Origin of the sequence: Microbulbifer zhoushanensis (assembly GCF_021729055.1) — a bacterium.
In the GTDB taxonomy this organism is placed as follows: Bacteria; Pseudomonadota; Gammaproteobacteria; order Pseudomonadales; family Cellvibrionaceae; genus Microbulbifer; species Microbulbifer zhoushanensis.
The window spans coordinates 1-26,242 of record NZ_JAJSAO010000009.1 but is presented as its reverse complement, the minus strand read 5'-3'; the positions used below and the strand labels follow the sequence as shown (position 1 = coordinate 26,242).

Genomic DNA, 26,242 nt, shown 5'->3' with positions numbered 1-26,242 from the left:
GGATAACATCATGAAAATAATCGCTGCACTCAGGAAACAGGCTTTCGCACTGGTGACCGGCTTTTTGAGCATCGGGGTTGCGCATAGCGCCTATTCCCTGGAGCTGGCCCAGACTCCCCTGTTTCTGTCCCAGCCCGTACGACCTATCGTCATGCTGAATATGTCCAATGACCATCAGCTGTTCTTCAAAGCGTACGATGACTACAGTGACATTACCGGTGACGGCATCGCCGATACCACTTATGTGCACGAGCATGAATATTATGGCTACTTCGATAGCTACACATGTTATTCCTACACTGGCGGGGTCTTTACCCCGGCAGCGAAAACAGATAGCAAGTACTGTAATGCGGGCAGTGCAACCGGCCAGTGGAGTGGTAATTTCCTGAACTGGGCCACCATGACCCGTATCGATACCGTTCGCAAAATCCTGTATGGCGGAACCCGTTCCACTGATACCGCCGATACGACAGTGCTTGAGCGTGCTTTCCTGCCGCACGATGCGCATTCCTTCGCCAAGCATTATGAAGGTAGTGATATTGCCGAGTTGACTCCCTATGCGGCAGACCGGGGCTCCGTAACGGCAGATCGAGTGAAAGATGGTATTACTTTTTGTAATACCACATCGGGTAGCGGCTTTTCGCAGAGTGTGAATAGCCCCCCATTGTTACGGGTTGCCAAGGGTAACTATTCCCTATGGGCCAGTAACGAGCGCTGGCAATGTCGTTGGGGTGTTGCGAGTAACGGGAACGATAAAAACTCCAGCGGTATTAATGCCTATGACTCGAGCCCTTCTGATGGCGATAATGGTGACAAGCTCGGCGAGTACAATGTCCGTGTAGAAGTCTGTAAAGAAGGTATGCTCGAAGACAATTGCCGCTCTTATCCGGACGGTAATGCCAAACCTTCAGGGCTGCTGCAGAAATACGGTGAGAAAGGTGAAATTCTCTTCGGCCTGATGACCGGTTCCTATGCCAAGAACAAGTCTGGCGGCCTGTTGCGCAAGAATATCGGGGACATTTCCGACGAAGTTAATGTCGCCACAGATGGCACTTTTGAGTCAACCGGCACAGGTTCAATTATTGATACTCTCGACGCACTGCGATTGTATGGATATGACTATGGCCAGGGCTACTACAACCGGTCCACCTCAGGTGGCGATAACTGTCCATATGGCCTGAGTTCCTTTGCCGATGGCCGCTGTTCCAACTGGGGCAACCCGCAGTCGGAGATCTACCTGGAGTCCCTGCGTTATCTGGCGGGCAAGGACTCTACTGGCGACTACAATGACGATGACTCTTCCTATATCTCAGGCCTTACGTCACCTTCCTGGGAGGACCCCCTGGGCAGCGATAACTACTGCGCACCCTTGAATGTCATCCAGTTTAATGCTTCAACCAGCTCCTATGATGGTGAGACGACACCGGCAAACGACCTGGCTTCGATCGGATCCATCGATACCTGGACCAATCAGGTGGGTGTGGCCGAGGGTATTCATGGTAATGAATACTTTGTTGGCGAGAGCGGAGCGGCAGACAACCAACTGTGTACCCCCAAGACGGTTGCCAGCCTTTCCGGGGTAGCCGGTACCTGTCCGGACGCCCCGCGTCTCGAGGGTACCTACGATATTGTCGGATTGGCGCGCTATGCCAGGAGCAACAGCATCCGCAGTGATTTGTCTGGTGACCAGACAGTGCGGACTTTCGGCGTTGCCCTGGCACCTTCAGTACCACAAGTGAGGGTGCCCGTCCCCGGGGATGCAGGAAAAACCATCTCGATATTACCTGCATGCCGAAATTCAGCTACCGGTGGTAATTGCGCTATTGTCGATTTCAAAATTGTCTCTCAGGATATTGCTGGAGGGACCGGTAAACTCTATGTGAACTGGGAAGACAGTGAGCAGGGTGGTGATTTTGACCAGGATATGTGGGGCGTCATCGACTATGAGGTTGATACGGCGACGGTCAAGGTGAGCACCACTGTAATCGCGCAGTCAACCCCCAATCCGATGGGCTTCGGTTTTGTGATCGGCGGTACCACCCAGGATGGCTTCCATGCTTTTTCGGGTATCAATGGTTTTGAGTATGTTTCCTCAAGCACCATTAGCAGCTGTGGTGATGACGGTGCGACCTGTAGTTGTCTGAGCAGCGGGTGGCAGGGCGCCTGCGATGTAAGTGAAGCAAATAAGCGTACGGAAACTTTCAGTGTCGGAAGCTCTGGTGCTGAGTTGCTTCAGACGCCGCTTTATTACGCCGCCAAGTGGGGTGGCTATAGTGACGATGCCCTGACCGATGCGGAGATCGCCGCTGCGGCACCTGAGTCCTACTACTTTGCGATTGATCCGGCGGAACTTGAGAAAAACCTCGGGGCAGCGCTGGAACAGGTCGCTTCTGATATTGGTTCAGCCTCTGCAGTCGCCACCAATTCGACCCGGCTGGGGACGGATACTGCCATCTACCAGGCGCTGTTCAACAGTGGTGACTGGAGCGGTGAAATCCGGGCGATCAAGCTGAATGCAGATGGGAGTATCGGTGATTACCTCTGGAGAACAGAAGCTGCGGATTTTGCCGCGCCGGCCGATCGGGAGATCTTTACCCATAATGGCACTGCCGGTACCGAGTTCCTGTGGGATAACCTCACTGCCGCGCAGCAGTCCAGTCTGGGCGCATCTGCTGCGGAAGGCCAGAATGCCCTGAACTGGCTCCGTGGTGAAAGTATCCCGGGGCTGCGCGAGCGCACCACCCCACTGGGTGATATTGTTAATTCTTCACCGGTATTTGGCTCGCAGAAAGGCTTTGGCTTCCAGCGCCTGCCCGAAGAGCTCGGTGGCCTGGCGTATCTGAACTATGTTGCCACCTATAAAGAGAGTCGCCGCGAGGTGGTTTACGTTGGCTCCAACGACGGGATGCTGCATGCGTTTGATGCATTGACGGGGAACGAGCTCTTTGCGTATGTCCCGTCCGGGATCTACGACAAACTGAAAAACCTGACCCTGCCCAACTATGGTTCCCCGGAGAACCCACATAAGTACAGCGTGGATGGCCCCCTGTTCGTCGGCGATGCCTATATCAATGGCCAGTGGCGCAATATCCTGGTAGGCACGCTGGGAGCCGGTGGACGCGGACTTTTTGCCCTGGATGTGACTGATCCGGCCAACTTCGATGAAAGTGATGTGCTGTTCGAGATTACCCCGGCACAAATGCCTGAGCTGGGTAATGCCACTGGCAAGCCCGTAATCGCCCCGACGGGGGATGGCTGGAAGGTGATCCTGGGCAACGGCTACAATTCTGCCAATGAGACTGCAGAGCTGCTGGTGATCGACCTGGAGGCTCCGTTTGCGGAATCTCAGGCCATAGCCACGGACGGAAGCGGCTCCAATGGCCTGGCTGCACCTGCATTGAAGCCCGGTAATGACGGTATCGTGGATTACGCGTATGCGGGCGACTTGCTGGGTAATATGTGGAAGTTCGACCTGACCGCGAACAATAACAATAACTGGGACGTTGCCATCAGCCAGGGCAGTACCGACTTACCGCTGTTTACAGCGGCTTATGATGATGGTTCCGGCACCCTTATACCGCAACCTATCACCAGTGCACCGACCCTGGGGCTGAACCCGAAAAAGGAAAATGCCACCATGGTTTATTTCGGTACGGGCAGCTACCTGGCCGACTCGGATAACAGCGCCGGCACCGTAATCCAGAGCGTCTATGCGCTTGCTGACCAGGGAGAAAATATCCCCGACCGCGACAGCCTGTTTGAAAAAGTGATTTCCACCCAGACCGCGACAACCCGGGAAGTCGACAACGACGGTGATACCTCCTGGTGGGCAGATAGCTACGATGGGTGGTATATGGACCTGGCTTACACAGATCCGGCCACCGGTAGTGCGGTCGTTACTGGCGAAAGGGTGATCAGTAAGCCGCTGCTCTTGTTCGATCGGCTGATCTTCCCGAGCCTGATTACTTCCTCGAATCCCTGTGCCTTTGGTGGAAGTGGCTGGCGCATGGAGTTGAGTGGGGTAGGGGACCGTTATGAAGGTCACTCGATTTTCGGTGAGGCTGGTACATCACTGGATTATGCAATCATTGGCTATTCCAGTGTCATCACCGCAGGTGAAAAAGCTTACCTCCCAGCCAGTGATATCAAGGGACAGCCGAGTGTGGAGAGTGGCGACCTGCCCGCGGGCTCCGTGGGGCGGATGTCGTGGCGACAGATACGATAACCTGAGGATAGTGTGAAAGTGTCAAACAGGAACCAGAAGGGTTTTACCCTGATTGAAATACTTATCGTTGTAGCGATACTCGGAGTAATAGCCAGTATTGCATATCCCTCTTACCAGGAATCTGTGAATAAGGGGCGGCGTGCTGATGCCAAGGCTATGCTGGGTGATGTTTCCCAGCGCCTGCAGCGTTGTTTTACCGTTTACAGTGCCTATAACGATGATAATTGCGCGGTGGAGGATCAGTTGACCGATGGCAACACCATAGACTCCCAGGAAGGGTTCTATACCATCAGTGCCACCAATGTCACGGCCACGACTTTTACCCTGACTGCAACTGCAGTGGGAGTCCAGGCAAATGACACAAAATGCGGTAACTTCGGGCTGACTAATACCGGCACGCGCTCGGTAACTGGCAGTAGTGGGACAGATTATTGCTGGTAATCGGGAGCATCTGAAGCAATAAAACGGATGGGGGAGCAGCTCTGTCCGCTGTCCTCATATAAGGTTTCAGTCTTCTAGTCCCAGTTTTTTCAGCCGGTAGCGTAACGAGCGGAAGCTGATGCCCAGCTTCTGTGCCGCAGAGGTCCTGTTCCAGCGGGTATCGGCCAGGGCGTTTTCGATCACCTGACGCTCGATTTCCTGCAGGTAATGATCCAGGGATTGATGTCGGGCCAAGCTAAAGCCGGGCCAGTCCTTGGCTCGGGCACCTTCATTGAGTTGTGGTGCGGCACGATTTGCTGGCACGTCCCCAGCGCTCCCTGCGATAGGGCTATCGCTATCATGCCTGCGAGGTAAAGCAGTTTGCGCGCTGGGTGCGGGTTCCAGCAGCAGGTCGTCAGCCTGGATTAGCCGCTGGTCACAGAGAGTAAGGGCCCGTTCCAGTATATTTTCCAGCTGGCGCACGTTGCCGGGAAAAGGGTACTCCTGTAATGCCCGAAAAGCGCCTTCCGACAGTCTGGGCATATCGGTACCGGCTTCACTGGCGATACGGCGCATGATCGTTTGCGCCAGTAGTGGAATATCCCCGGCGCGTTCCCGCAGCGGGGGTACGTGGATATCGATTACATTTATTCGGTAGAAAAGGTCACTGCGAAAACGCCCGGCAGCCACCTCTGCGGAGAGATCCCTGTGCGTGGCACTGAGAATGCGGACATCAATGGGGACCTCTTCACTGGACCCGACCGGCCGCACGCTCTTCTCCTGAATTGCCCGCAGTAGCTTCACCTGCATTTCAAGGGGCAGGTCGGCAACTTCGTCGAGGAACAGGGTGCCGCCTGCCGCACTCTGGAAAAGACCCGCCTTGTCCCTATGCGCCCCGGTAAAGCTCCCCTTGCGATGGCCGAAAAACTCACTCTCCATCAGCTCGGTGGGAATGGCGCCACAATTAATGGGGACAAAGGGCTTGTCAGCTCGCGCTCCCTGTTCGTGTATGGAGCGGGCGGCCAGCTCCTTGCCGGAGCCAGATTCTCCGCTGATATAAACAGGTGCATCACTTCGTGCAACCTTGGCGATCCGCTGGCGCAGCTGCTGCATTACCGGTGCCTGCCCGAGCAGCCGGCTGTGCATACTGTCATTGGCGACAATTTCACGGCGGTCGAGTCGCAGGGCCAGTTGCACCAGGGCGCGTAACCGCTCCAGGTTGACCGGCTTGCTGACAAAGTCGAAGGCGCCCAGTTTCAGCGCGTCGATGGCGGTATCCATACTGCCGTGGGCTGTAATTACCGCGATCGGGAGGTCTCCGTGCTGCGTTGTATGTTCCTGTAAATGGCGCACCAGTTGCAGTCCGTCCCCGTCTGGCAGGCGCATGTCAGTAAGGCAAAAATCGTAGCGGTGCTGACCGAGGAGCCGGTGGGCTTCCCCCAGGCTGTTGGCGGTATGGCTGTTGACGTCCATCCGCCCCAGGGTCATGGTCAGGAGCTCGCAGATGTCCGGCTCGTCATCGACGACCAGTGCAAGAGGCTGCATAGAGTGTGCGCTTTATTTTTGGTATGGGTGAGCGGTCTATACCCGAATTATGCCAGATCAGGGCGGGATCCAGTCAACTTGGTGCTGTGATCAGAATACTTTCCTGGCATGGGCGAATTCGATCCTGAAGCAGCTGCGGTTGCTGGCATCGTTACAGTATTGCAGGCTCGCCTGGTTGGACTCGCACAATTCCCGGGCGATATAGAGACCCAGCCCGCTGCCGCCCTGGCCGTTGGTGAAAAACGGCTCAAAGATCTGTTCCCGGTATTGCTCGGGCACGCCCGGGCCCGAATCAATCACATCTAGGATTGCGCAGTCCCGACCCGGGTGCCGGTAGACATGAAGCTCGAATTCCGGCACTTGGGTATCCTGGCGGGAATGTACGAGAGCATTGTTGCACAGGTTGGTAACCACCTGCGCAAGTTGCGCACTATCAAAGCGGGCGGAAAGCGGCCCGTCTGGCAGTTCCAGCGTTATCCTGGCGTCCGCTGGCATACCGATACGATAGTCGGCGATAAAGCGCTCGACCCAGTAGCCCAGCTCATGCAACTCCGGCTCTGGGGCCCGGCGCCTGGAGAGCTGCATCACATTCTCGACGATCTGGTTGACCCGCTCGCTGTGCCGGCAAATGATTTCTGTCAGGTGGCGGTCATCCGCGGAAAGTGTCGAGGACTCCGTGAGGAGCTGTGCGGCATGGCTGATAGCGCCGAGGGGGTTGCGTACTTCGTGAGCGATAGACGCGGTGAGGTGACCGAGTGAAGCGAGCTTGAGCTTCTGCGCTTCCTGGTTCAGCTTGCGATTGTCATCGACAAAAACCAGCGTGTTGTCACCATGCTCACGTCGCAGGTTGGCAAAGCTGAGTCGTAACTCACTGCCACCATCGAGTTTCACCAGCTGTCCATTGCGTCCCGGATCCCGCTTCCATTCCCTCAAGGCGGACAGCATGGCCTCGTGCAGATCGGTGCCGGGTTGCATCCGGTTGGCGGTCAGGCGCAGGGCGGCCTGGTTGGCCAGCTCCGTTTTCTGCGCAGAGTTCAGTACCAGCACCCCGGTGCGCATACGCTCGATGATTTGCTGTGCCAGGCGCTGCAGGTGGGCCGCGTGGCGGCTCTGCTGGTCGGCGCGCCAGGTGGCCATATTGATCATGCCCGACAGGTATTGCAGCCCGCTGACCGCAAGGAACAGCAGGATTCCCAGGCTGCCTGCGGCGACAATGTCCCGGGAAGCTGCAGTGCCAGCTACCAGTCCGTAAACCTGCTGGGCAATCACGCCACTGCTGGTCAGCGCCGCGAAAAAAGCGCCCAGTCGCCGATCCAGCAGCAGGGAGCCGGCCGCGCAGTTTATCAGGAGCAGGTAGCCCAGCCCGGATGTCAGGCCGCCACTCGCGTGGATCATAGTGAGGAACGCCGGGATATCGCAGCCGAGCATCAGGGCTACCTGGCCGACACTGGAATGGTAGCCCGTGCTGCGGAGGTGCAAAAGCCAGCCTGTATTGAGCACCACGTAAGCAACGGCGGTATTCAGGAAGAGAGTCGGTACAGTATTGCCCAGTGCCCCGTGACTGATGTCGGAGGTAAAGATCCCCATCAGCACCACGGAGATTGCCACGCGGTAGAAAGCGTAAACACGCAGGAGTTCGATGTATTGGAGGGCGGGCCTGCTGGGGGAGGGGGCTGCGCTGCTCACGTTTATTCTTCCCATACTGGTATGCCGCTGCGGTTGTCCCTGTGGCAAGGTACACTCGCTGTAAAGCGGTATAATCGCCGCTTCCCCGATCCGAGGTAACAAGATGTCTACTTTGCAGCTAGTGCTGGCACAAATCAATTCCCTGGTGGGCGATATCCCGGGCAATACCGCCCAGGTGATCGATGTGACCCAGCGGGCCCACCGGGAGCTCGGTGCCGAACTGGTGTTGTTTCCCGAACTTACGCTCTGCGGTTACCCCCCGGAGGACCTGCTGCTGCGGCCCAGCATGGGGCGGCGGATAGACGCGGCGCTCGGCCAGCTTCAGGCCGCTGAGCTGCCCTGCGCGGTGTTGGTGGGCTATCCCCGGGTAGTGGCAGGCAAGGTCTTTAATATCGCAGGGCTGATTGTTGACGGAGAGCTGGTGGCGGAATATGCCAAGCAGAAGCTGCCCAACTACCAGGTCTTCGACGAGATGCGCTATTTCGTGCCCGGCGACCAGCCCTGTGTCGTTGATATCAAGGGTATCCCCACGGCGATCACTGTTTGCGAGGATATCTGGCATCCGGAACCGGTGGCCCAGGCAGCGGCTGCCGGCGCGAAGCTGATGCTCAATATCAATGCCTCGCCCTTCCATCGCGGCAAGGCCCAGGAGCGCCTTGAGCTGCTGGGGAACCAGGCCCGTCTCGGCAGGATGCCGATCATCTATGTCAATTCCATCGGTGGCCAGGATGAGCTGGTATTCGATGGCGGCTCCTTTGCGGTCGACGCACAGGGCAAGTTGTGCGCGCGCGCGCCGGAGTTTGTTGAGCACCTGCTGTCCGTGCAGGTGCAGTCCCGCGATGGTCGCGTCGCGCTGGCGCAGGGTGAAATGGTGCCAGCGGAGTCTGACCTGGCGGCGGTGTACAGGGCGCTGGTGCTTGGGGTTCGCGATTACGTGAACAAGAACGGTTTTAACGGTGTGGTGCTGGGACTCTCCGGCGGCATTGATTCCGCCTTGACATTGGCGGTGGCGGTGGATGCCCTGGGCAAGGAGCGTGTCGAGGCCGTCATGATGCCGTACCGCTATACGTCGGACCTGAGCAAGAACGATGCGGCCGACCAGGCCCAGCGCCTGGGGATTCACTACCGGGTGATCAGTATCGAACCTATCTTCGACGCCTTCATGGGGGCGCTGGCTGAGGAATTTGCCGACACGCAACGGGATACCACCGAGGAAAACCTGCAGGCGCGCTCCCGCGGGGTCATCCTGATGGCGATCTCCAACAAGAAGGGCGCCATGGTGCTAACCACCGGTAACAAGAGTGAGATGGCGGTGGGCTACGCCACTTTGTACGGTGATATGGTCGGGGGCTACAGCGCCCTGAAGGATGTGCCCAAGATCCTGGTCTACGAGCTGGCCCGCTACCGGAACACCATCTCGGAGGTGATTCCCGAAACCGTGATCACCCGACCGCCCACGGCGGAGCTGGCGCCGGACCAGGTGGACTCCGACAGCCTGCCGCCCTACGAGATTCTCGACGAGGTGCTGAACCTGTATATCGAGCGCGACTTCAGTGCCGCCGATATCATCGCCCGGGGCTTTGACGGGGAAATGGTGGAGCGTGTGGTGCGGTTAGTGGATCGCAACGAGTACAAGCGTCGCCAGGCCGCGGTGGGGGTACGCATTTCCGAGCGAGGTTTCGGGCGCGACCGGCGCTACCCGATCACCAATGGCTGGAAGGCCGGCGAATAAGCGGGGCCGGACTGGCCGGGTACAAAAAAGGCGCCGTGAGGCGCCTTTTTTTGGTCGCGGCCCGGGCCGCTGTGCCTGGGCCAGCAGCTTTACAGGAGCTCCGGCGGCAGCGGGGCGTCTTCGTCGCGGAACTCGGCGTTGTAGAGTTCGCGGCTATCGAACCCGCGGGGATCCGACTTCTCGAACAGTCCCAGGGTCAGGCGGTGTACCAGGCTGCGGCCGCTGGCACCCTTGTAGTAGCTGTAGTTGAAACTGCCGTCATCCTTCAGGGCCGGATGATGCGGGTAATTGGTGCGCAATACGTTCAGGGCGTCATTCTCCAGGCTTTGCATACCCATCAGGTGATAACCCTGCACCATGGTGGCCAGTGCATCCGGCACAGCCGGGGTCTGCTGGAAGTTCTCGACCACGTAGCGGCCGCGGTTGGCCGCTGCCAGGTAGGCACCGCGCTTGAAGTAGTAGTTGGCCACGTGGATCTCGTAGCGGGCCAGCAGGTTGCGCAGGTGAATCATGCGCTTCTGGGCGTCCGGAGCGTAGCGGCTTTCCGGGTAGCGCGCCATCAGCTGGGCAAAATAGGCGAATGACTCCCGTGCCGAGCCGGGGTCGCGGCGGGTCATGTCCGTGGGCAGGAAGCGCTCGAACAGGCCGGTGCCTTCGGTGAACGACGCCAGCCCTTTCATGTAGTAGGCGTAATCCACATTGCGGTGCTGCGGATGCAGGCGGATAAAGCGGTCCGCTGCCGCGATGGCGGCATCGTTCTCATAGTTGCGGTAATAGGCGTAGATCAGTTCCAGCTGCGCCTGCTCCGCGTAGCTGCCGAACGGGAAGTTATCCTCCAGCGCCCGCAGGTTCTTGATCGCCAGGTCCCACTGGCTGGATCGAAGCTGGCGCTGGGCGGCTTCATAGAACGCCTGTTCTGTACGGCTGCCGGAGGGCAGGCCCTCTTCCTCTTCATCGGTGCTGGCGCAGGCGACAAGTATCGCGGACAGTACAACCAACCACAGGGTTTTCCAGGCCTGCATAGCCCCTCGCTCTATCATTATTACTCTCTACCTTCTTGCATTGGTTCCGCAGCGACTCCTCTCGGGGACCGGCTGTGCGGTACACTGGCCGCCTTTCGCTGGGCGGCGGGCGGTCATTTAACCACAGTCGCGCAGTCGTCCAAAGTATTTGAGCCTGATCAATGACTGACCAAGTGGAACTCGAACTGGAAGTGCCGGCACAGATGGCCGGCTTGCGCTTAGACCAGGCGGCGGCCGAATTAATTCCCGATTATTCCCGCGCCAGGTTGCAGGCGTGGATCAAGGGCGGCCAGCTGACCGTGGACGGCCGCGCCGCGCGTCCCCGCGACAAACTGTTCGGCGGTGAGCGGCTGAGCCTGCGGGCAGAGCTGGAGCCGGCAGGGGAGTGGCGCGCGCAGAAACTCGACTTGAGGGTCATCTACGAGGATGAAAGCCTGCTGGTGCTGGACAAGCAGCCCGGGCTGGTGGTGCACCCGGCCGCGGGTAACCCGGATGGCACTCTCTTGAACGGCCTGCTGCACCATTGCCCGCAACTGGAGAAGATCCCCCGCGCCGGTATTGTTCACCGGCTGGACAAGGACACCAGCGGCCTGATGGTGGTGGCCAAGACCCTGCCTGCGCAGACCGGGCTGGTGGAGCAGCTCAAGCAGCGCACCGTCAGCCGGCAGTATGACGCCATCGCCCAGGGGAAAATCACCGGTGGCGGAACGGTCGACGCTCCCATCGGCCGCCATCGCCAGAACCGGTTGAAGATGGCAGTACTGGCACACGGTGGCAAGGAGGCGATCACCCATTACCGGGTACAGGAGCGTTTCCGTGCCCATACCCTGGTGCGGTGCCAGCTGGAAACCGGGCGGACACACCAGATCCGTGTGCATATGGCGCATATCCGTCACCCGCTGGTTGGCGACCCGCTTTACGGTGGGCGTTCCCGGGTGCCGCCTGAGGCCGGGGAGGCGTTGCTGCAGGAGTTGCGACAGTTTCCCCGCCAGGCCCTGCACGCGGCGGAGCTGGCACTGGTCCACCCCGGGAGCGGGGAGGAAATGCACTGGTCGACCCCCATGCCCGCGGATATGCTGCACCTGCTGGAATTACTGCGTGCCGACGCCACGGGCACTCCCGGCTGAGCGCATCGTCGCTGCCGGGAATTCAAACAATTGCTGAAGGAACTGGAATGACTGCCGATCACTACCTGGTCCCCGACTGGCCCGCTCCCGCCAATGTGCGCGCCGCCACATCGCTGCGCCGGGAAGGGCACAGTTCGGGTGCCTACGCCGCCTTCAACCTGGGAGCCCATGTGGGGGATGACGGCGACGCCGTTGAGGCCAACCGGCGCCAGCTGGCACAGGAGCTGCAGCTGCCGGCAGAGCCCCAGTGGCTGGAGCAGATCCACAGTGACCGGATTGTGGAGGCACACCGGGATGGCCTGGTACGGACCGCCGACGCGGCCTTCTCCCGCGAGGCGGGCACCATCTGTGCGGTACTGACTGCCGATTGCCTGCCGCTGCTGCTTTGCGATCGCGCCGGCACAGTGGTGGCGGCGGTGCATGCCGGCTGGCGTGGGCTGGCGACTGGCGTGATTCGCAACAGTGTGCGGGCGCTGGGGTGCGACCCGGCCGAGCTGCTGGCCTGGCTGGGGCCTGCCATCGGACCGGAAGCCTTCGAGACCGGCGTCGATGTGCTGGAATTGTGTTTCGAGCACGCCATGGACAGTGCCCATACGGAGCGCATGGCCCAGTGTTTCCGCCCGCACGCAGCCAAGCCCCTGCACTTTCTCGCAGATATCTATGGCCTGGCCAGGGCAGAGCTGGAAAGCCTCGGGGTCAGTGCTATTTACGGTGGCAACCGCTGCACCTTTACCGAGTCCGGGGACTTTTATTCGTATCGACGCGATGGCGTTACCGGCCGCATGGCGTCGCTGATCTGGCTGACCTGAGCCGCCGGCTCTCGAAAACCGCCCCGCAATAATAACCCCCTCCAGTGTGCGGGTATTGAAAACCTCTCGCACGCCCCCATTTTATTTCCTGACCCGGGAGACCACCGGATTCACCGTGGGATCCCCTAGACTCAGAGTTGGCGCCGTCGTGCGTCACCCCACTGTCAAATTGCTTTTACTGTGCCGAGGGAGGAGACCCGTCCATGCGCATAGACAAAATGACAAACCCGCTGCAGGCCGCGATTGCCGATGCGCAATCCCTGGCGGTGGGGCGTGACCATAACCAGATATATCCCGAACACCTGTTGCAGGCGCTGCTGGACCAGTCTGGCGGCAGTGTCCCTGCATTCCTGTCACAGGCCGGCTTCAACCTGAACGGGCTGCGTAACGACCTGGCGAAAAGGCTCGACCAGCTGCCCACGGTAACCTCGCCGACCGGCGATGTGGGCATGTCGCAGGAACTGATGCGCCTGTTCAACCTTGCCGATAAAAAAGCGCAGCAAAAGGGCGACAGCTTTATCGCCAGTGAAACCGTATTGCTGGCCGCATTCGATTCCGCCGCCGGCGAAGTCTCCAAGCTGCTGCATGCCAATGGCGACCTGAAACAATTGCAGGCAGCCATCGACAAGGTCCGCGGTGATGAGAAAGTCAGCGATGCCGGGGCCGAGGATGCGCGCCAGGCCCTGGACAAGTACACCCTGGACCTGACCGAGCGGGCGGTGTCCGGCAAGCTGGACCCGGTGATTGGGCGCGACGACGAAATCCGCCGCACCATCCAGGTATTGCAGCGCCGCACCAAGAACAACCCGGTCCTGATCGGCGAGCCGGGCGTGGGCAAGACTGCCATTGTCGAGGGCCTGGCCCAGCGCATCGTCAATGGCGAGGTGCCCGAGGGCCTGAAAGACAAGCGCCTGTTATCTCTGGACCTGGGGGCCTTGCTGGCCGGTGCAAAATTCCGGGGCGAGTTTGAGGAACGGTTGAAGGCGGTGCTGAACGAACTGTCCAAGCAGGAAGGCCGTGTCATCCTCTTCATCGATGAACTGCACACCATGGTCGGCGCCGGCAAGGCCGAGGGCGCCATGGACGCGGGCAATATGCTCAAGCCGGCACTGGCCCGTGGCGAGCTGCATTGCGTGGGTGCCACCACCCTGGACGAATATCGCAAGTACATCGAGAAAGATGCCGCGCTTGAACGTCGCTTCCAGAAGGTGCTGGTGGACGAGCCCACCGAAGAGGACACCATCGCCATCCTGCGCGGCCTGAAAGAGCGCTATGAGGTCCACCACGGTGTGGATATTACCGACTCGGCGATTATTGCGGCGACCAAGCTGTCGCAGCGCTACATCACCGATCGCCAGCTGCCGGACAAGGCTATCGACCTGATTGACGAGGCCGCCAGCCGTATCCGCATGGAAATCGACTCCAAGCCGGAATCCATGGATAAGCTGGAGCGACGCCTGATCCAGCTGAAGATCGAGCGCGAGGCGGTCAAGAAGGACAAGGACGACGAAGCGGCGCAGAAGCGGCTGCAAAAGCTGGAAGAAGATATCCGCGAAATCGAGAAGGAATATGCCGACCTGGAAGAGGTCTGGAAAGCCGAGAAAGCCCAGCTGGCCGGCAGCACGGATACCAAGGAAAAGCTCGAGCAGGCCAAGCTGGATATGGAAGCGGCCCGCCGTGCCGGCGACCTGACGCGCATGTCGGAGCTGCAATACGGGGTGATCCCGCAACTGGAGCAGCAGCTGCAGCAGGCCAGTGATACGGAGGCCACCGAGGAGCCCCGGCTTTTGCGCAACCGGGTCACTGACGAGGAAGTGGCTGAGGTGGTTTCCCGCTGGACCGGCATCCCGGTATCGAAAATGCTCGAGGGCGAGCGAGAAAAGCTGTTGCGGATGGAGGACGCCCTGCACCATCGGGTGATTGGCCAGGACGAGGCCGTCAATGCGGTGGCCAATGCCGTGCGCCGTTCCCGGGCAGGCCTGTCCGATCCCAACCGGCCCAACGGTTCCTTCCTGTTTCTCGGTCCCACCGGGGTGGGCAAGACGGAGCTGTGCAAGTCGCTGGCGGAATTCCTGTTCGACAGCCAGGACGCCATGGTGCGCATCGATATGTCCGAGTTTATGGAAAAGCACTCGGTGGCACGACTGATTGGTGCGCCGCCCGGGTATGTCGGTTACGAAGAAGGTGGTTACCTGACCGAGGCGGTGCGTCGCAAACCCTATTCTGTAGTGCTGCTGGATGAGGTGGAGAAGGCGCACCCGGACGTATTCAATATCCTGCTGCAGGTCCTTGAGGATGGCCGCCTTACGGATGGCCAGGGACGCACGGTGGATTTCCGCAATACGGTGGTGGTGATGACCTCCAACCTGGGATCTGACCTGATCCAGAAATATGCCAGCAAGAAAGAGGAAGACGAACTCGACAGCGAAATCCATTACCGCCAGATGAAAAACGCGGTGATGGATGTGGTGGGTGAGCACTTCCGGCCGGAATTCATCAACCGCATCGACGAGGTGGTAGTGTTCCATCCGCTGGCACGGGCCCAGGTGCGCTCCATTGCCGAAATCCAGCTGGAGCAGCTGCGCCGCCGGCTGGCGGAGCGCGACCTGCAGCTGGAAGTGGCCGAGCCCCTGCTGGACAAGCTGGCGGATGTGGGCTTCGACCCGGTCTACGGCGCGCGCCCGCTCAAGCGTGCGATCCAGATGTGGCTGGAAAACCCGCTGGCCCAGGATGTCCTGTCGGGCAAGTTCGCACCCGGCGATACCATCCATGCGGAGCTGGAGGGGGATCACGCCGTCTTCCGCAAGTGATACGTCCCACCCTGTGAAATGGCCCGCCGGCGCGAGCGCACCGGCGGGCTTTTCTTTATCCGCCGCCCCATTGCCCGCTCCCGCCGGACCGTCCGTTTTCGACCCCTGGCTGCAGCCCACCGATTGCCAACCGTCATTCCTGCCCGCGCTTGCCTATCCTGACTGCTGGGCCCGGTCAATTTGGCCGGCTTGCCCCTGTGTGGATATGTGGCAATCGACAGGGAGTTGCAGTGGCTGGACGCAATCCGGTATTCAACAAGCGCATGCTGCTGATGCTGCTGGGCTGCCTGCTGCTGTTTGGCGGCATCTTTGCCTTCAAGATGTTCGGCAAAATGATGATGAACCGGGCATTCGACAATATGCCATTACCGGCGGCCACGGTCACCGCAGCGCGGGTCGAGCGGCAGCTCTGGCAGGAGAGCCTGTCTGCCGTAGGCACATTGCGCGCCGTCAATGGCGTCGAGGTAACGACCCGCGCCCAGGGCGTGGTGCAGCGGATACTGTTCGATTCCGGCCAGCCGGCGGAGAAGGGACAGTTGCTGGCGGAGTTGTCGGCGGAACCGGAAAAGGCGGAACTGGAAGTGCTGGAGGCGGAGCTGCGGCTGGCCCGCCGCAATCACCAGCGCATCAAGGCGCTGCACGTCAAGGGTGTCACCACCGATGCGGAGCTGGATGACGCACTCAGTACCCTGGACCGGGTGTTGGCAAGTATCCGTGTGCAGAAAGAGACGGTGGAGGAGCACCGGGTTGTGGCGCCGTTTTCCGGGCGGCTGGGTATTCGGCGCATCGACCTGGGGCAGAACGTCGCGCCCGGAGATCCGGTGGTCTCCCTGCAGCAGCTGGACCCGATTTTCGTCGATTTCTACCTGCCGGGCCGCTACTTCGCGCGCATCAAGACCGGTCTTCCCATCGAAGTCACCACTGATGCATTCCCGGAAAAGACATTCCCGGGCAAGGTGACAGCCATTGATCCCGGTATCGACAGTGCCAGTCGCAACTTCCTGCTCCAGGCCACCATGGACAACCCCGGCGACCAGTTGCGCCCGGGCATGTTCGCCGACGTGTCGGTGGACCTTCCCCGCCGGCGCAATGTGCTGGTGGTGCCGCGCACGGCAGTCAGCTTCTCTCCCTACGGCAATGCCATCTTTGTCCTGCAACAAGACCCGGAGGGCAATGGCCTGGTGGCGAGCAAGCGGTTTGTAAAAACCGGTGAGGAGCGTGGTGACCTGGTGGAAATCATCGAGGGGGCGGAGGAGGGGGAGCGTGTCGCCACCAGCGGCCTGCTGAAGTTGCGTAACCAGAGCCCGGTCACCGTCAATAACGAGGAGACACTGCCGGCGAAGGCGGATCCACAGCCGGAGAACAGCTGACCATGGCCACGACCGCAACCGGTGCCCCCGCGTGAATTTTACCGAGATTTTTATCCGCAAGCCGGTGCTGGCGACAGTGGTGAGCCTGTTTATCTTCCTGCTGGGGCTCCGTGCCGCCACCGAGCTCAACGTGCGCGAGTACCCGGAGCTGCAGAATGCGGTAATCACCGTAACCACGGTCTATGTAGGCGCCGATGCAGACCTGGTGCAGGGATTTATCACTACGCCACTGGAACAGGAGATCGCCACCGCCGACGGCATCGACTACATGGTGTCCACCAGTGTGCAGGGGGTGTCGACCATCCAGGCCTATGTGCGCCTCGATTTTGATCCCAACCAGGTGCTCACCCAGGTGGTGGCCAAGGTCAACCGCCTGCGCAGCGAGTTGCCGGAGGAGTCCGAGGATTCCACCGTGGATATGGCCATCGGCCAGACGGTGGCGGCAATGTACCTGTCGTTCTCGTCCGGGATCCTCGATAACAACCAGATTACCGATTACCTGACACGGGTGGTGCAGCCCAAGCTGTCGACCATCCCGGGTGTGCAGCGAGCGCGCCTGCTGGGCAACCGGACCTTCGCCATGCGTATCTGGCTGAAGCCGGCAGAAATGGCATCGCAGGAGGTAACCCCGGGGGATGTCAGTGCGGCGCTGCGCGCCAACAATGTGTTGTCGGCGGTGGGCAGTACCAAGGGCCGCTGGATCACCGTGGAAATATCAGCCGATACGGATATCGCCTCTGAGGAGGCTTTCCGTGACCTGGTGGTGCGCTCCGACGAGGACCGCATCGTGCGGCTGGGGGATATCGCTGAGGTGGAGCTGGGTTCCGAGTCCTACGATACCTCGGTCACCTTTAATGGGCGTTCGGCCACCTTTATTGCGGTGGAGGTGGCTCCGGATGCCAATGCGCTGGAAGTCATCCGCGAGGTGCGCAGGAAACTCGATGGTGAGGTTTTCCCGCAGCTGCCGGAGGGCATGATCGGTGAGATTCCCTACGACAGCACCGAGTACATCCAGGACTCGATCAACGAGGTGGTGAAGACGATCGCCGAGGCGGTGTTGATCGTGATCGTGGTGATCTACCTGTTCCTCGGTTCCCTGCGCAGCGTGGTGATCCCGGCGATCGCGGTGCCGCTGTCGCTGGTGGGGGCGCTGTTCCTGATGCTGCTGATGGGGTTTTCCATCAACCTGCTGACCCTGCTGGCGATGGTACTGGCCATCGGTATCGTGGTGGATGATGCCATCATCGTGCTCGAGAATGTACACCGCCACATCGAAGAGGGCATGAAGCCGCGGGACGCCGCCATTCGCGGTGCGCGCGAACTGGCATGGCCGGTGGTGGCCATGACCACCACCCTGATTGCCGTGTACCTGCCGATCGGTTTCCTGGGCGGGCTCACCGGCACCCTGTTTGTGGAGTTCGCCTTCTCCCTGGCCGGGGCGGTGCTGCTGTCCGGTGTGGTGGCGCTGACCCTGACGCCGATGATGGCGTCAAAGATCCTGAAGCCGCCGAAGGAGAATGGCGGCAATCGCCTGGAGCGGTGGCTGGAAAGGCAATTCGAGCGTATGCAGCAGGGATACCAGCGGCGGCTGCACAGCGCCCTGGATGACCGGCTGGTGATCCTGCTGTTCGGGTTGATTGTGCTGGTGAGTTGTTATTTCCTGTTCGTCACCTCGCCCAGCGAGCTGGAACCGGACGAGGACCGCGGTTTTGTCCTGACCATTTCCTCGGCGGACTCCTTTGCCACCATCGATTACCTGGAGCGCTTCACCCGGGAGCTTAACGTCATTGCCGAGCGGCATGCCGACGAGGTGGAAAACCTGTTCCTGCTCAACGGGGTCGGCGGTGCCGGTAATGCCACCAACAGCGCCATTGCCGGTTTCGTGCTCGCGCCCTGGAACCGGCGTGCGCTGGACACTGCCGAGATGAAGGACATTATCAGCAACGAGGTGGCAGAGATCGCCGGCCTCAAGGTGGCGGTGGTGGTGCCACCCAGCCTGCCCACCGCCGGCGGCCGCCTGCCAGTGGAGTTCGTGGTCGGCTCCACCGAGCCGATGGAAAACCTGGCCTCGTTTGCCGACGAGATCATGGAGCGGGCACTGGCCAGCCGTAAGTTTATTTTCGTGGATTCCGACCTAAAGCTGGATAAGCCCAAATTGCGGGTGCTGGTGGATCGCAACAAGGCGGCAGCAATGGGGATCACCATGGCGGATATCGGGCGGGAGCTGGGGGCCATGATGTCGGGCGCCTATACCAATCGGTTTTCGCTGGAGAACCGCAGTTACAAGGTGATTCCCCAGGTGGTGCGGCGCGAGCGGCTGACTGGCGCCCAGCTCAAGCAGTACTACATCCGCAGCCGTTCCGGGCAGCTGGTGCCCATGTCGACGCTGGTAAGCCTGGAGGAAACGGTGGAGCCACAGCAGCTCAAGCGTTTCCAGCAACTCAATGCGGTGACCATTTCCGGTGTCCCGCGCCCGGGCATCACACTGGGGGAGGCGCTGGGGGTGCTGGACAATGCCGCGGCAGAGATATTGCCGCCGGGCTATTCGGTGGACTACGCCGGGCAGTCGCGCCAGTACAAGGCGGAGGGCTCCGAGCTGGTGGTTACGTTTTTCTTTGCCCTGATCGTGATTTACCTGGTGCTGGCGGCGCAGTTCGAGAGCTGGCGCGACCCGCTGATCATGCTGATGACGGTGCCCATGAGTGTCTGCGGCGCGATGATTTTTGTCAGCCTGGGGCTCACCACACTGAATATTTACACGCAGGTGGGGCTGGTGACATTGATCGGCGTGATATCCAAGCACGGCATTTTGATTGTCGAGTTCGCCAACCAGCTGCAGCAGGACGGCCGGGACAAGCGCGCGGCAATCGAGGAGGCGGCATCGATCCGGTTGCGTCCGGTGCTGATGACGACGGCATCACTGGTGCTGGCAATGGTGCCGCTGCTGCTGGCGGCCGGGCCGGGCGGCGGTGCCCGTTTTGCCATGGGCCTGGTTGTGGCGACAGGGATGACCATCGGCACGCTGTTCACCCTGTTTGTCGTTCCCGCCATGTACCTGTACCTGGGGCGGGACTACCAGCGAGAGGAGGATATGCGGGAGGCGGAACAGAACGGCTAGGCATGTGTCGGGCAGCGTATTTGCACGGCATGTGATTGTCGTAACAGGAGGTGTGGGGTCTCCTGGCCGACCCTATACTGCCGGGCAGTCCCAAGTGGTTCGGGTGGGAATGCCCAACCCGGCCAATCCCGTGCTTCACTGTGGAGGTGAAATCATGCGTTTAGTGCAACACATATTTACCCGATTAATTCTGGCACCAGTGCTGCTGGCAGCGCTCTACAGCGGCTCGCTCCATGCCAGTGATCCCGGCAAGACTATCGCGGCAAATGCTGCCAAGGCGGATAACCTGTCCACACTGGTAGCCGCGGTAAAAGCTGCCGAATTGGTGGATACCCTGAATAGTGAGGGTCCATTCACCGTATTTGCGCCAACCAATGACGCATTTGCTGCCCTGCCGGCCGGTACTGTGGATACGCTGCTGAAGCCGGAGAACAAGGAGAAGCTGCAGAAGATTCTCGGCTACCACGTGCTCCCCGGCAAAGCGACCGCCGAGGTGGTGATGGAAATGACCAAGAAGGGCGGTGGCCACGCCAAGGTAGCGACGGTCCAGGGCGAGGAGCTGACCCTCAAGGTAGACGGTGGCAAGGTAACTGTCACTGACTCCAAGGGCAATACAGCCACCGTGATCCGGGCTGACCTCATGAACTCCAATGGCGTGGTTCATGTGATCGACGGGGTGCTGATGCCCAGCAAGAAATAGGCCTTGGGCCTTTCACCCGGGCGGCCAGTACGGCCGCCTTTTTATTGCCCATAAGGTAGGAACTGTCCGGTTATGGCCCCGGGTGGGAGTCGGTCAGCAATCCCGCGCAATGGTTTCACGGGTCTGGCGGATTCTCGCCTGGCGTTCATCCTCGGGCAGCACGCGGATTTTTCCGGAGGCGTCCACCTCGCGGACCCGGGAGTGCGCGGTCAGTTCCTGCAGGTTCGTCTGCGCCTGGCGACAACGCTGGAGCCGCACGGATTTCTGGGCCTGCGTCAGCTGGGTGTCCTCACCCACGTCCGGGTTGGTCCCGGTTTCACGCTTGCCGGCCTCGTTCAATGGGGATTCCTCGTTGCCCTCGCCCTCGGCGGCTTTGGCCAGGGCGTCCTGCTCCTGTTTCCATTGGCGGTAGCGCTGGGACTTGGGCTCCTTGACCACTTCCACGGCCTTTTTCTGCGGCGGTTGGGAGCCAAAATGCACTACCCCGTTCTCGTCGGTCCACTTATAGATGCCGTCTGCGTATGCAGTGCAGGCCAGGGAGGCCAGCAGGATTGCAGAGAGAAAGCGCATTGGGTGCCCCTTGTTGTAATTCGTTGTCATGCCGGTCGTCGTTAGTGCCATTGTACCGCCCGGGCGGTGTTTTCCTGCAACCGCTTTAACACTTTTGGCCTGTGGGGGCGGGGACAGGTTGACAAGCCGGGGGCAGTTTGCAGAATCGACGGCACCTCCCGGTGCCTAGAAGTTGCCGCACACCCCGCGGTCCCTGTCTATCCTGAATGGGCCAAACGCCCGTTACCCCGCGCTGGAGACCCTCCCACCCCGGAGGCCTGCAAGCCCTGTTGGACGCTGCCTGGACAGCGGTTGCGGGTGTGCGCGCCTGCCTGCTCGATGAAGTTATCCTAAAAATCGATCTTTGGCGTGCTACAGGCTGATATTTGTCATCAAAAAGCTTTATAATCGCGCTCTGCGTTTCGCTTCTGTGGTTTATTTTTATGCCCGGGGTGATGCGCATCCTAATTTACGTGAAATTTTAGGGGGCTTCAGTGGAATTACTCTCCGGCGGCGATATGTTGGTTCGCGCGCTGCAGGATGAAGGGGTAGACCTTATCTTCGGTTACCCCGGCGGTTCAGCATTGCATATATACGATGCCATTTTCCGGCAGAAGGGCATCAAGCACGTACTGGTGCGTCACGAGCAGGGCGCGACCCACGCGGCGGACGGTTATGCCCGTTCGACCGGCAAGACCGGTGTGGTGCTGGTGACCTCGGGCCCGGGCGCCACCAATGCGATTACCGGCATCGCCACTGCCTATATGGATTCTGTACCGATGGTGGTGATTTCCGGACAGGTGACCAGCGACAAGATCGGTGAGGACGCCTTCCAGGAAACGGACATGGTGGGCTGCTCGCGACCGATCGTGAAGCACAGCTTCCTGGTCAAGAATGCTGAAGATATCCCCATGGTGGTGAAGAAGGCCTTCTATATCGCCAATACCGGTCGACCGGGGCCGGTGGTGATCGACGTGCCCAAGGATGTCACCAATCCCACGGAGCGTTTCCCCTATGAGTACCCGAGCAAGCTGCGCATGCGTTCCTACACGCCGGCGGGCAAGGGGCACACCGGGCAGATCCGCAAGGCCCTGGCATTACTGTTGTCTGCCAAGCGTCCGGTCATCTATGCCGGCGGCGGCGTGGTGCAGGGCGAGGGTGCGGAGCTGCTGACGGAGCTGGCGCAGGCGCTGAATTACCCGGTGACCAACACCCTGATGGGGCTCGGTGCCTACCCCGGCAGTGACCGGCGTTTTCTCGGCATGCTGGGCATGCACGGCACTTTCGAGGCCAACACGGCCATGCACCATGCCGATGTAATTTTTGCCATCGGGGCGCGTTTTGACGACCGGGTGACCAACACCCCGGGCAAGTTCTGTCCCGGGGCCAAGATCATCCATGTTGATGTCGATCCCGCGTCCATCTCCAAGACCATTACCGCTGACGTGCCGATCGTGGGTACGGTGCAGTCGGTATTGGGGGAAATGCTGGGCATGCTGCGGGAGTGCGGTGAGCAGCCGGACCAGTCGGCAATCGTCGACTGGTGGCGCCAGATCGACGACTGGCGCGAACGCCACGGTATCTACACGGCGCCCCGCTACCGCACCGATGGGGGCCTGATCATGCCGCAGGAGGTGATCAAGGCCGTGCATGAAATTACTGCGGGCGACGCCTTCGTGACCTCGGATGTGGGCCAGCACCAGATGTTTGCCGCGCAGTACTACCTGTTCGACAAGCCGCGGCGCTGGATCAACTCCGGTGGCCTGGGAACCATGGGCTTCGGGTTGCCGGCGGCGCTGGGGGTAAAGATCGCCCACCCGGACAGCGAGGTGGTCTGCGTGACCGGTGAGGGCAGTATCCAGATGTGCATCCAGGAGCTCTCCACTGCCACCCAGTATCACTTGCCGGTCAAGATCCTGTGCCTGAACAACCAGGCCCTGGGCATGGTGAAACAGTGGCAGGAAATGCAATACGAGGGACGCCTGTCCAACAGCGTGTACGAAGAATCACTGCCAGACTTTGTCAAACTGGCCGAGGCCTACGGGCACGTCGGCATGAAGATCGAATCGCGCGAGGCGCTCTACGACAAGTTGACCGAAGCCTTCTCCATCAAGGACCGCACGGTGTTTATCGACGTCTACGTCGATCCATCCGAGCATGTATATCCCATGCAGGTGATGCCCAATGGCTCAATGCGGGATATGTGGTTGAGCAAGACGGAGCGGACCTAGGGAAGTCAGAATCATGCGCAGAATTATCTCAGTATTAATGGAAAACGAGCCCGGCGCCCTCTCGCGGGTCGTAGGGCTTTTCTCGCAACGCGGCTATAACATCGAGACCCTGACCGTCGCCCCGACGGAGGATGAAACGCTGTCGCGCCTGACCATGGTGACCATTGGTGACGATCACAAGATCGAGCAGATTACCAAGAACCTGAACAAGCTGATCGATGTGGTGAAGCTGGTCGACCTGACCGAGGGATCCCATATCGAGCGGGAGCTGTTGCTGGTGAAGGTGCGGGCTTCCGGTGCGCAGCGCGACGAGGTCAAGCGCAGTGTGGATATCTTCCGGGGCCAGATCGTCGACGTCACCAGCAATATGTACACGGTGCAGGTGACCGGCACCGGCGAGAAGCTCGATGCGTTCCTGCAGGCGCTGGGTGAGCACACCATCATGGAGGTGGTGCGTTCCGGTGTCTCCGGCATATCCCGCGGCGAAAAAGTCCTGAGTGTATAGACGCCTGCCGTCGGGCAGGACATGAATTCAATTAATCGTTCAGTAATAGGAAGTGAGCAATGCAAGTTTACTACGATAAAGATTGCGACCAGTCTTTGATCCAGCAGAAAACCGTGGCCATCATCGGTTACGGCTCCCAGGGCCATGCCCACGCGAATAACCTCAAGGATTCCGGCGTAAAGAACGTGGTCGTGGGCCTGCGGAAGAACTCCAGCTCCTGGGCCAAGGCCGAAAAGGCCGGCCTGCGTGTGGCGGAAGTCGCCGATGCGGTGAGGGATGCGGATGTGGTGATGATCCTGACCCCGGACGAGTACCAGGCGGCGATCTATCGCGAGCAGGTGGCCCCCAACCTGCGCTCAGGTGCGGCGCTGGCATTTGCCCATGGCTTCAATGTCCACTTCGAGTTGATCGAGCCGCCCAAGGACGTCGATGTCATCATGATCGCGCCCAAGGGGCCGGGCCACACGGTTCGCTCCACTTACCTTGAGGGCGGTGGTGTGCCCACCCTGATCGCGGTCTACCAGGACGCGTCCGGCTCGGCCAAGGACCTGGCGCTGTCCTACGCGTCTGCCAACGGTGGCGGTCGCTCCGGTATTATCGAGACCAACTTCCGCGAAGAGACGGAAACCGACCTGTTCGGTGAGCAGGCCGTGCTCTGTGGTGGTGTATCCGCGCTGGTCATGGCCGGTTTTGAAACCCTGACCGAAGCCGGTTACGCGCCGGAGATGGCTTACTTCGAGTGCCTGCATGAGCTCAAGCTGATCGTGGACCTGATGTACCAGGGTGGCATCGCCGATATGCGCTACTCTATCTCCAACACCGCTGAGTATGGTGACTATGTCACGGGCCCGCGCATCGTGACCGAGGAAACCAAGGCAGAAATGCAGCGCGTACTGAAGGATATCCAGGCGGGCCGTTTCGCCAAGGACTTCATGCTGGAGTCCCTGGCCGGGCAGCCGCGCCTCAAGGCCGAGCGCCGTATCAGCAGTGAGCACCCGATCGAGCAGGTGGGCGCCAGGCTGCGTGGGATGATGCCCTGGATCAAAGCCAACAAGATCATCGACAAGACCGAAGGCAATAGCTGACGGTAACTGATGGAGAAGGCGGCGGGGGCGACCCCGCCGCTTTTTTTTGCGCCAGGGGTCCTGTGCGCGCTGTCGAAGATCGCTGTACACTCGCCGGCTGTATTCAGAGTCAACGGAGAACCTATGAGCGACAAAAGGGATGCCACCGGGGCCGCCGGCAATGGGGATGACCGCCGGGAGGAGATTCGCATTCCGGTGGACGAGCATATTGAGGAAGAGGTTTCGGCCAGCGGCACCCGGGTCAGGGCTCGGGGTGTCTACCTGCTGCCCAACCTGATTACCACCGGTGCGCTATTCAGTGGCTTCTACGCAATTATTGCGGGGCTGGGCGGGAATTTCGAAGCCGCAGCCATTGCGATTTTCGCCGCGATGATCCTCGATGGGCTCGATGGCCGGGTGGCGCGGCTGACAGATACCCAGAGTGCGTTCGGGGTCCAGTACGACTCCCTCTCGGACATGGTCTCCTTTGGCCTGGCTCCGTCACTGGTGGTATTCAGCTGGGCGCTGGGGCCGCTGGGCAAGTTCGGCTGGGCGGCGGCTTTCCTCTACGCCGCCTGTGCGGCGCTGCGACTGGCTCGGTTCAATACCCAGGTGGACACCGTCGACAAGGGGGTGTTCATCGGGCTGGCGAGCCCGACTGCGGCGGCGATTGTGGCCAGCATGGTGTGGGCGGGTCACGACGCTGAGGTCGGGGCGGGTATCGGGCTGGTAGCGGCACTGGTAACCGTAGCGGCGGGGCTGCTTATGGTGTCGAACTTTCGCTACACGAGCTTCAAGACCATCGACTTCAAGGGCCGCGTACCCTTTGTCATGATGCTGGCGGTTATCCTGGTGTTTAGTCTGGTGACTATTGACCCCCCGAGGGTGCTGCTTGCGCTGGCAGTAATCTATACCTGCTCGGGGCCTGCAGTCTGGGCCTGGCAGGTGGTGCGTAAGCGCCGTGAAGATGGTGCGGACAAAGACGGCTCGGGGAAGGATCCGGAGGGCGCGGCGGCCAAGGTGGACCAGGGCGGTGACGACGGTCCCGGTTCCGACAACTCTGGCGATGCCCGGTAGGTATAGGTACTAGTTGCGGTCTCCGGGTGGTGAACCGCGGTTCGTGATACTAAAGTTAAAGAGTGGCGCCACGGTAATGGCGGGGCGCCGGTGAGCACAAATCGGGGGTGTAACCAGGTTCTCTGGATAGTATCCACTCCGGTTGAAAAAAGTGCTTGCACCTGGCTCCGCCAGTCCGTATAGTTCGCGCCCTCGCTGCTTGAGAAGTGGCGGGGAGGCAGCTCCAAGTGATTGATTTTCTTAAGAAAATTT

The 26,242-nt window shown here is 60.3% G+C and carries 17 protein-coding genes; 13 read left to right on the top strand and 4 right to left on the bottom strand.

Annotated features, from left to right (window positions below):
- Positions 1-10 precede the first annotated feature (10 nt).
- Positions 11-4,225, top strand: a complete 4,215-nt coding sequence (locus tag LVD10_RS16820) for a pilus assembly protein (protein ID WP_237064383.1) — start codon at positions 11-13, stop codon at positions 4,223-4,225.
- 18 nt (positions 4,226-4,243) lie between these two features.
- The gene (locus tag LVD10_RS16810) at positions 4,244-4,666 is read left to right on the top strand and encodes a type IV pilin protein (RefSeq protein ID WP_369413289.1); all 423 of its coding nucleotides are present in this window, start codon (positions 4,244-4,246) and stop codon (positions 4,664-4,666) included.
- Between the two features lie 66 nt (positions 4,667-4,732).
- Here the strand turns inward: LVD10_RS16810 and LVD10_RS16805 are convergent, their stop codons facing one another.
- Both LVD10_RS16805 and LVD10_RS16800 read right to left on the bottom strand, forming a co-directional pair.
- Positions 4,733-6,190 carry a sigma-54-dependent transcriptional regulator gene (locus LVD10_RS16805; protein ID WP_237064381.1) on the bottom strand — a complete coding sequence of 486 codons (1,458 nt, stop codon included), beginning with the start codon at positions 6,188-6,190 and terminating at the stop codon, positions 4,733-4,735.
- 90 nt (positions 6,191-6,280) lie between these two features.
- Positions 6,281-7,876 (bottom strand): sensor histidine kinase, encoded by a 1,596-nt coding sequence (locus LVD10_RS16800; RefSeq protein WP_237064379.1) that lies wholly within the window; start codon positions 7,874-7,876, stop codon positions 6,281-6,283.
- A 103-nt stretch (positions 7,877-7,979) separates the two neighbouring features.
- On the opposite strand from LVD10_RS16800, the gene LVD10_RS16795 reads away from it, so the two are divergent.
- Entirely contained in the window at positions 7,980-9,608 is a 1,629-nt protein-coding gene (locus LVD10_RS16795; RefSeq protein WP_237064377.1) for an NAD+ synthase, read from the top strand.
- 89 nt (positions 9,609-9,697) lie between these two features.
- On the opposite strand, the gene LVD10_RS16790 is transcribed toward LVD10_RS16795, so the two are convergent.
- Positions 9,698-10,630, bottom strand: a complete 933-nt coding sequence (locus tag LVD10_RS16790) for an outer membrane protein assembly factor BamD (RefSeq protein ID WP_237064374.1) — start codon at positions 10,628-10,630, stop codon at positions 9,698-9,700.
- Positions 10,631-10,791: 161 nt separating this feature from the next.
- Between LVD10_RS16790 and rluD the strand changes: the two genes are divergently transcribed.
- From rluD to LVD10_RS16760, 6 genes are all read left to right on the top strand, one after another.
- Positions 10,792-11,757, top strand: coding sequence for a 23S rRNA pseudouridine(1911/1915/1917) synthase RluD (gene rluD, locus LVD10_RS16785; RefSeq protein WP_232940949.1), 966 nt, complete (start codon positions 10,792-10,794; stop codon positions 11,755-11,757).
- A 47-nt stretch (positions 11,758-11,804) separates the two neighbouring features.
- Entirely contained in the window at positions 11,805-12,566 is a 762-nt protein-coding gene (pgeF, locus tag LVD10_RS16780) for a peptidoglycan editing factor PgeF (protein WP_237064373.1), read from the top strand.
- Between the two features lie 203 nt (positions 12,567-12,769).
- The gene (gene clpB, locus LVD10_RS16775) at positions 12,770-15,376 is read left to right on the top strand and encodes an ATP-dependent chaperone ClpB (RefSeq protein ID WP_232940951.1); all 2,607 of its coding nucleotides are present in this window, start codon (positions 12,770-12,772) and stop codon (positions 15,374-15,376) included.
- 230 nt (positions 15,377-15,606) lie between these two features.
- On the top strand, positions 15,607-16,746 hold the full coding sequence (locus LVD10_RS16770; protein WP_237064371.1) for an efflux RND transporter periplasmic adaptor subunit: 1,140 nt from the start codon (positions 15,607-15,609) through the stop codon (positions 16,744-16,746).
- Between the two features lie 31 nt (positions 16,747-16,777).
- The gene (locus LVD10_RS16765) at positions 16,778-19,864 is read left to right on the top strand and encodes an efflux RND transporter permease subunit (protein ID WP_237064369.1); all 3,087 of its coding nucleotides are present in this window, start codon (positions 16,778-16,780) and stop codon (positions 19,862-19,864) included.
- 154 nt (positions 19,865-20,018) lie between these two features.
- Positions 20,019-20,564, top strand: a complete 546-nt coding sequence (locus LVD10_RS16760) for a fasciclin domain-containing protein (protein ID WP_237064367.1) — start codon at positions 20,019-20,021, stop codon at positions 20,562-20,564.
- A gap of 93 nt (positions 20,565-20,657) precedes the next feature.
- On the opposite strand, the gene LVD10_RS16755 is transcribed toward LVD10_RS16760, so the two are convergent.
- Positions 20,658-21,164, bottom strand: coding sequence for a DUF4124 domain-containing protein (locus LVD10_RS16755; protein WP_237064366.1), 507 nt, complete (start codon positions 21,162-21,164; stop codon positions 20,658-20,660).
- Between the two features lie 443 nt (positions 21,165-21,607).
- Here LVD10_RS16755 and LVD10_RS16750 point away from each other — a divergent pair, with 443 nt between their 5' ends.
- From LVD10_RS16750 to pssA, 4 genes are all read left to right on the top strand, one after another.
- Positions 21,608-23,344, top strand: coding sequence for an acetolactate synthase 3 large subunit (locus tag LVD10_RS16750; RefSeq protein WP_232940956.1), 1,737 nt, complete (start codon positions 21,608-21,610; stop codon positions 23,342-23,344).
- 13 nt (positions 23,345-23,357) lie between these two features.
- Positions 23,358-23,849, top strand: a complete 492-nt coding sequence (ilvN, locus tag LVD10_RS16745; protein ID WP_232940957.1) for an acetolactate synthase small subunit — start codon at positions 23,358-23,360, stop codon at positions 23,847-23,849.
- A gap of 59 nt (positions 23,850-23,908) precedes the next feature.
- Entirely contained in the window at positions 23,909-24,934 is a 1,026-nt protein-coding gene (gene ilvC, locus LVD10_RS16740; protein WP_232940958.1) for a ketol-acid reductoisomerase, read from the top strand.
- A 123-nt stretch (positions 24,935-25,057) separates the two neighbouring features.
- Positions 25,058-25,990 (top strand): CDP-diacylglycerol--serine O-phosphatidyltransferase, encoded by a 933-nt coding sequence (gene pssA / locus LVD10_RS16735; RefSeq protein WP_232940959.1) that lies wholly within the window; start codon positions 25,058-25,060, stop codon positions 25,988-25,990.
- Positions 25,991-26,242: the final 252 nt, after the last annotated feature.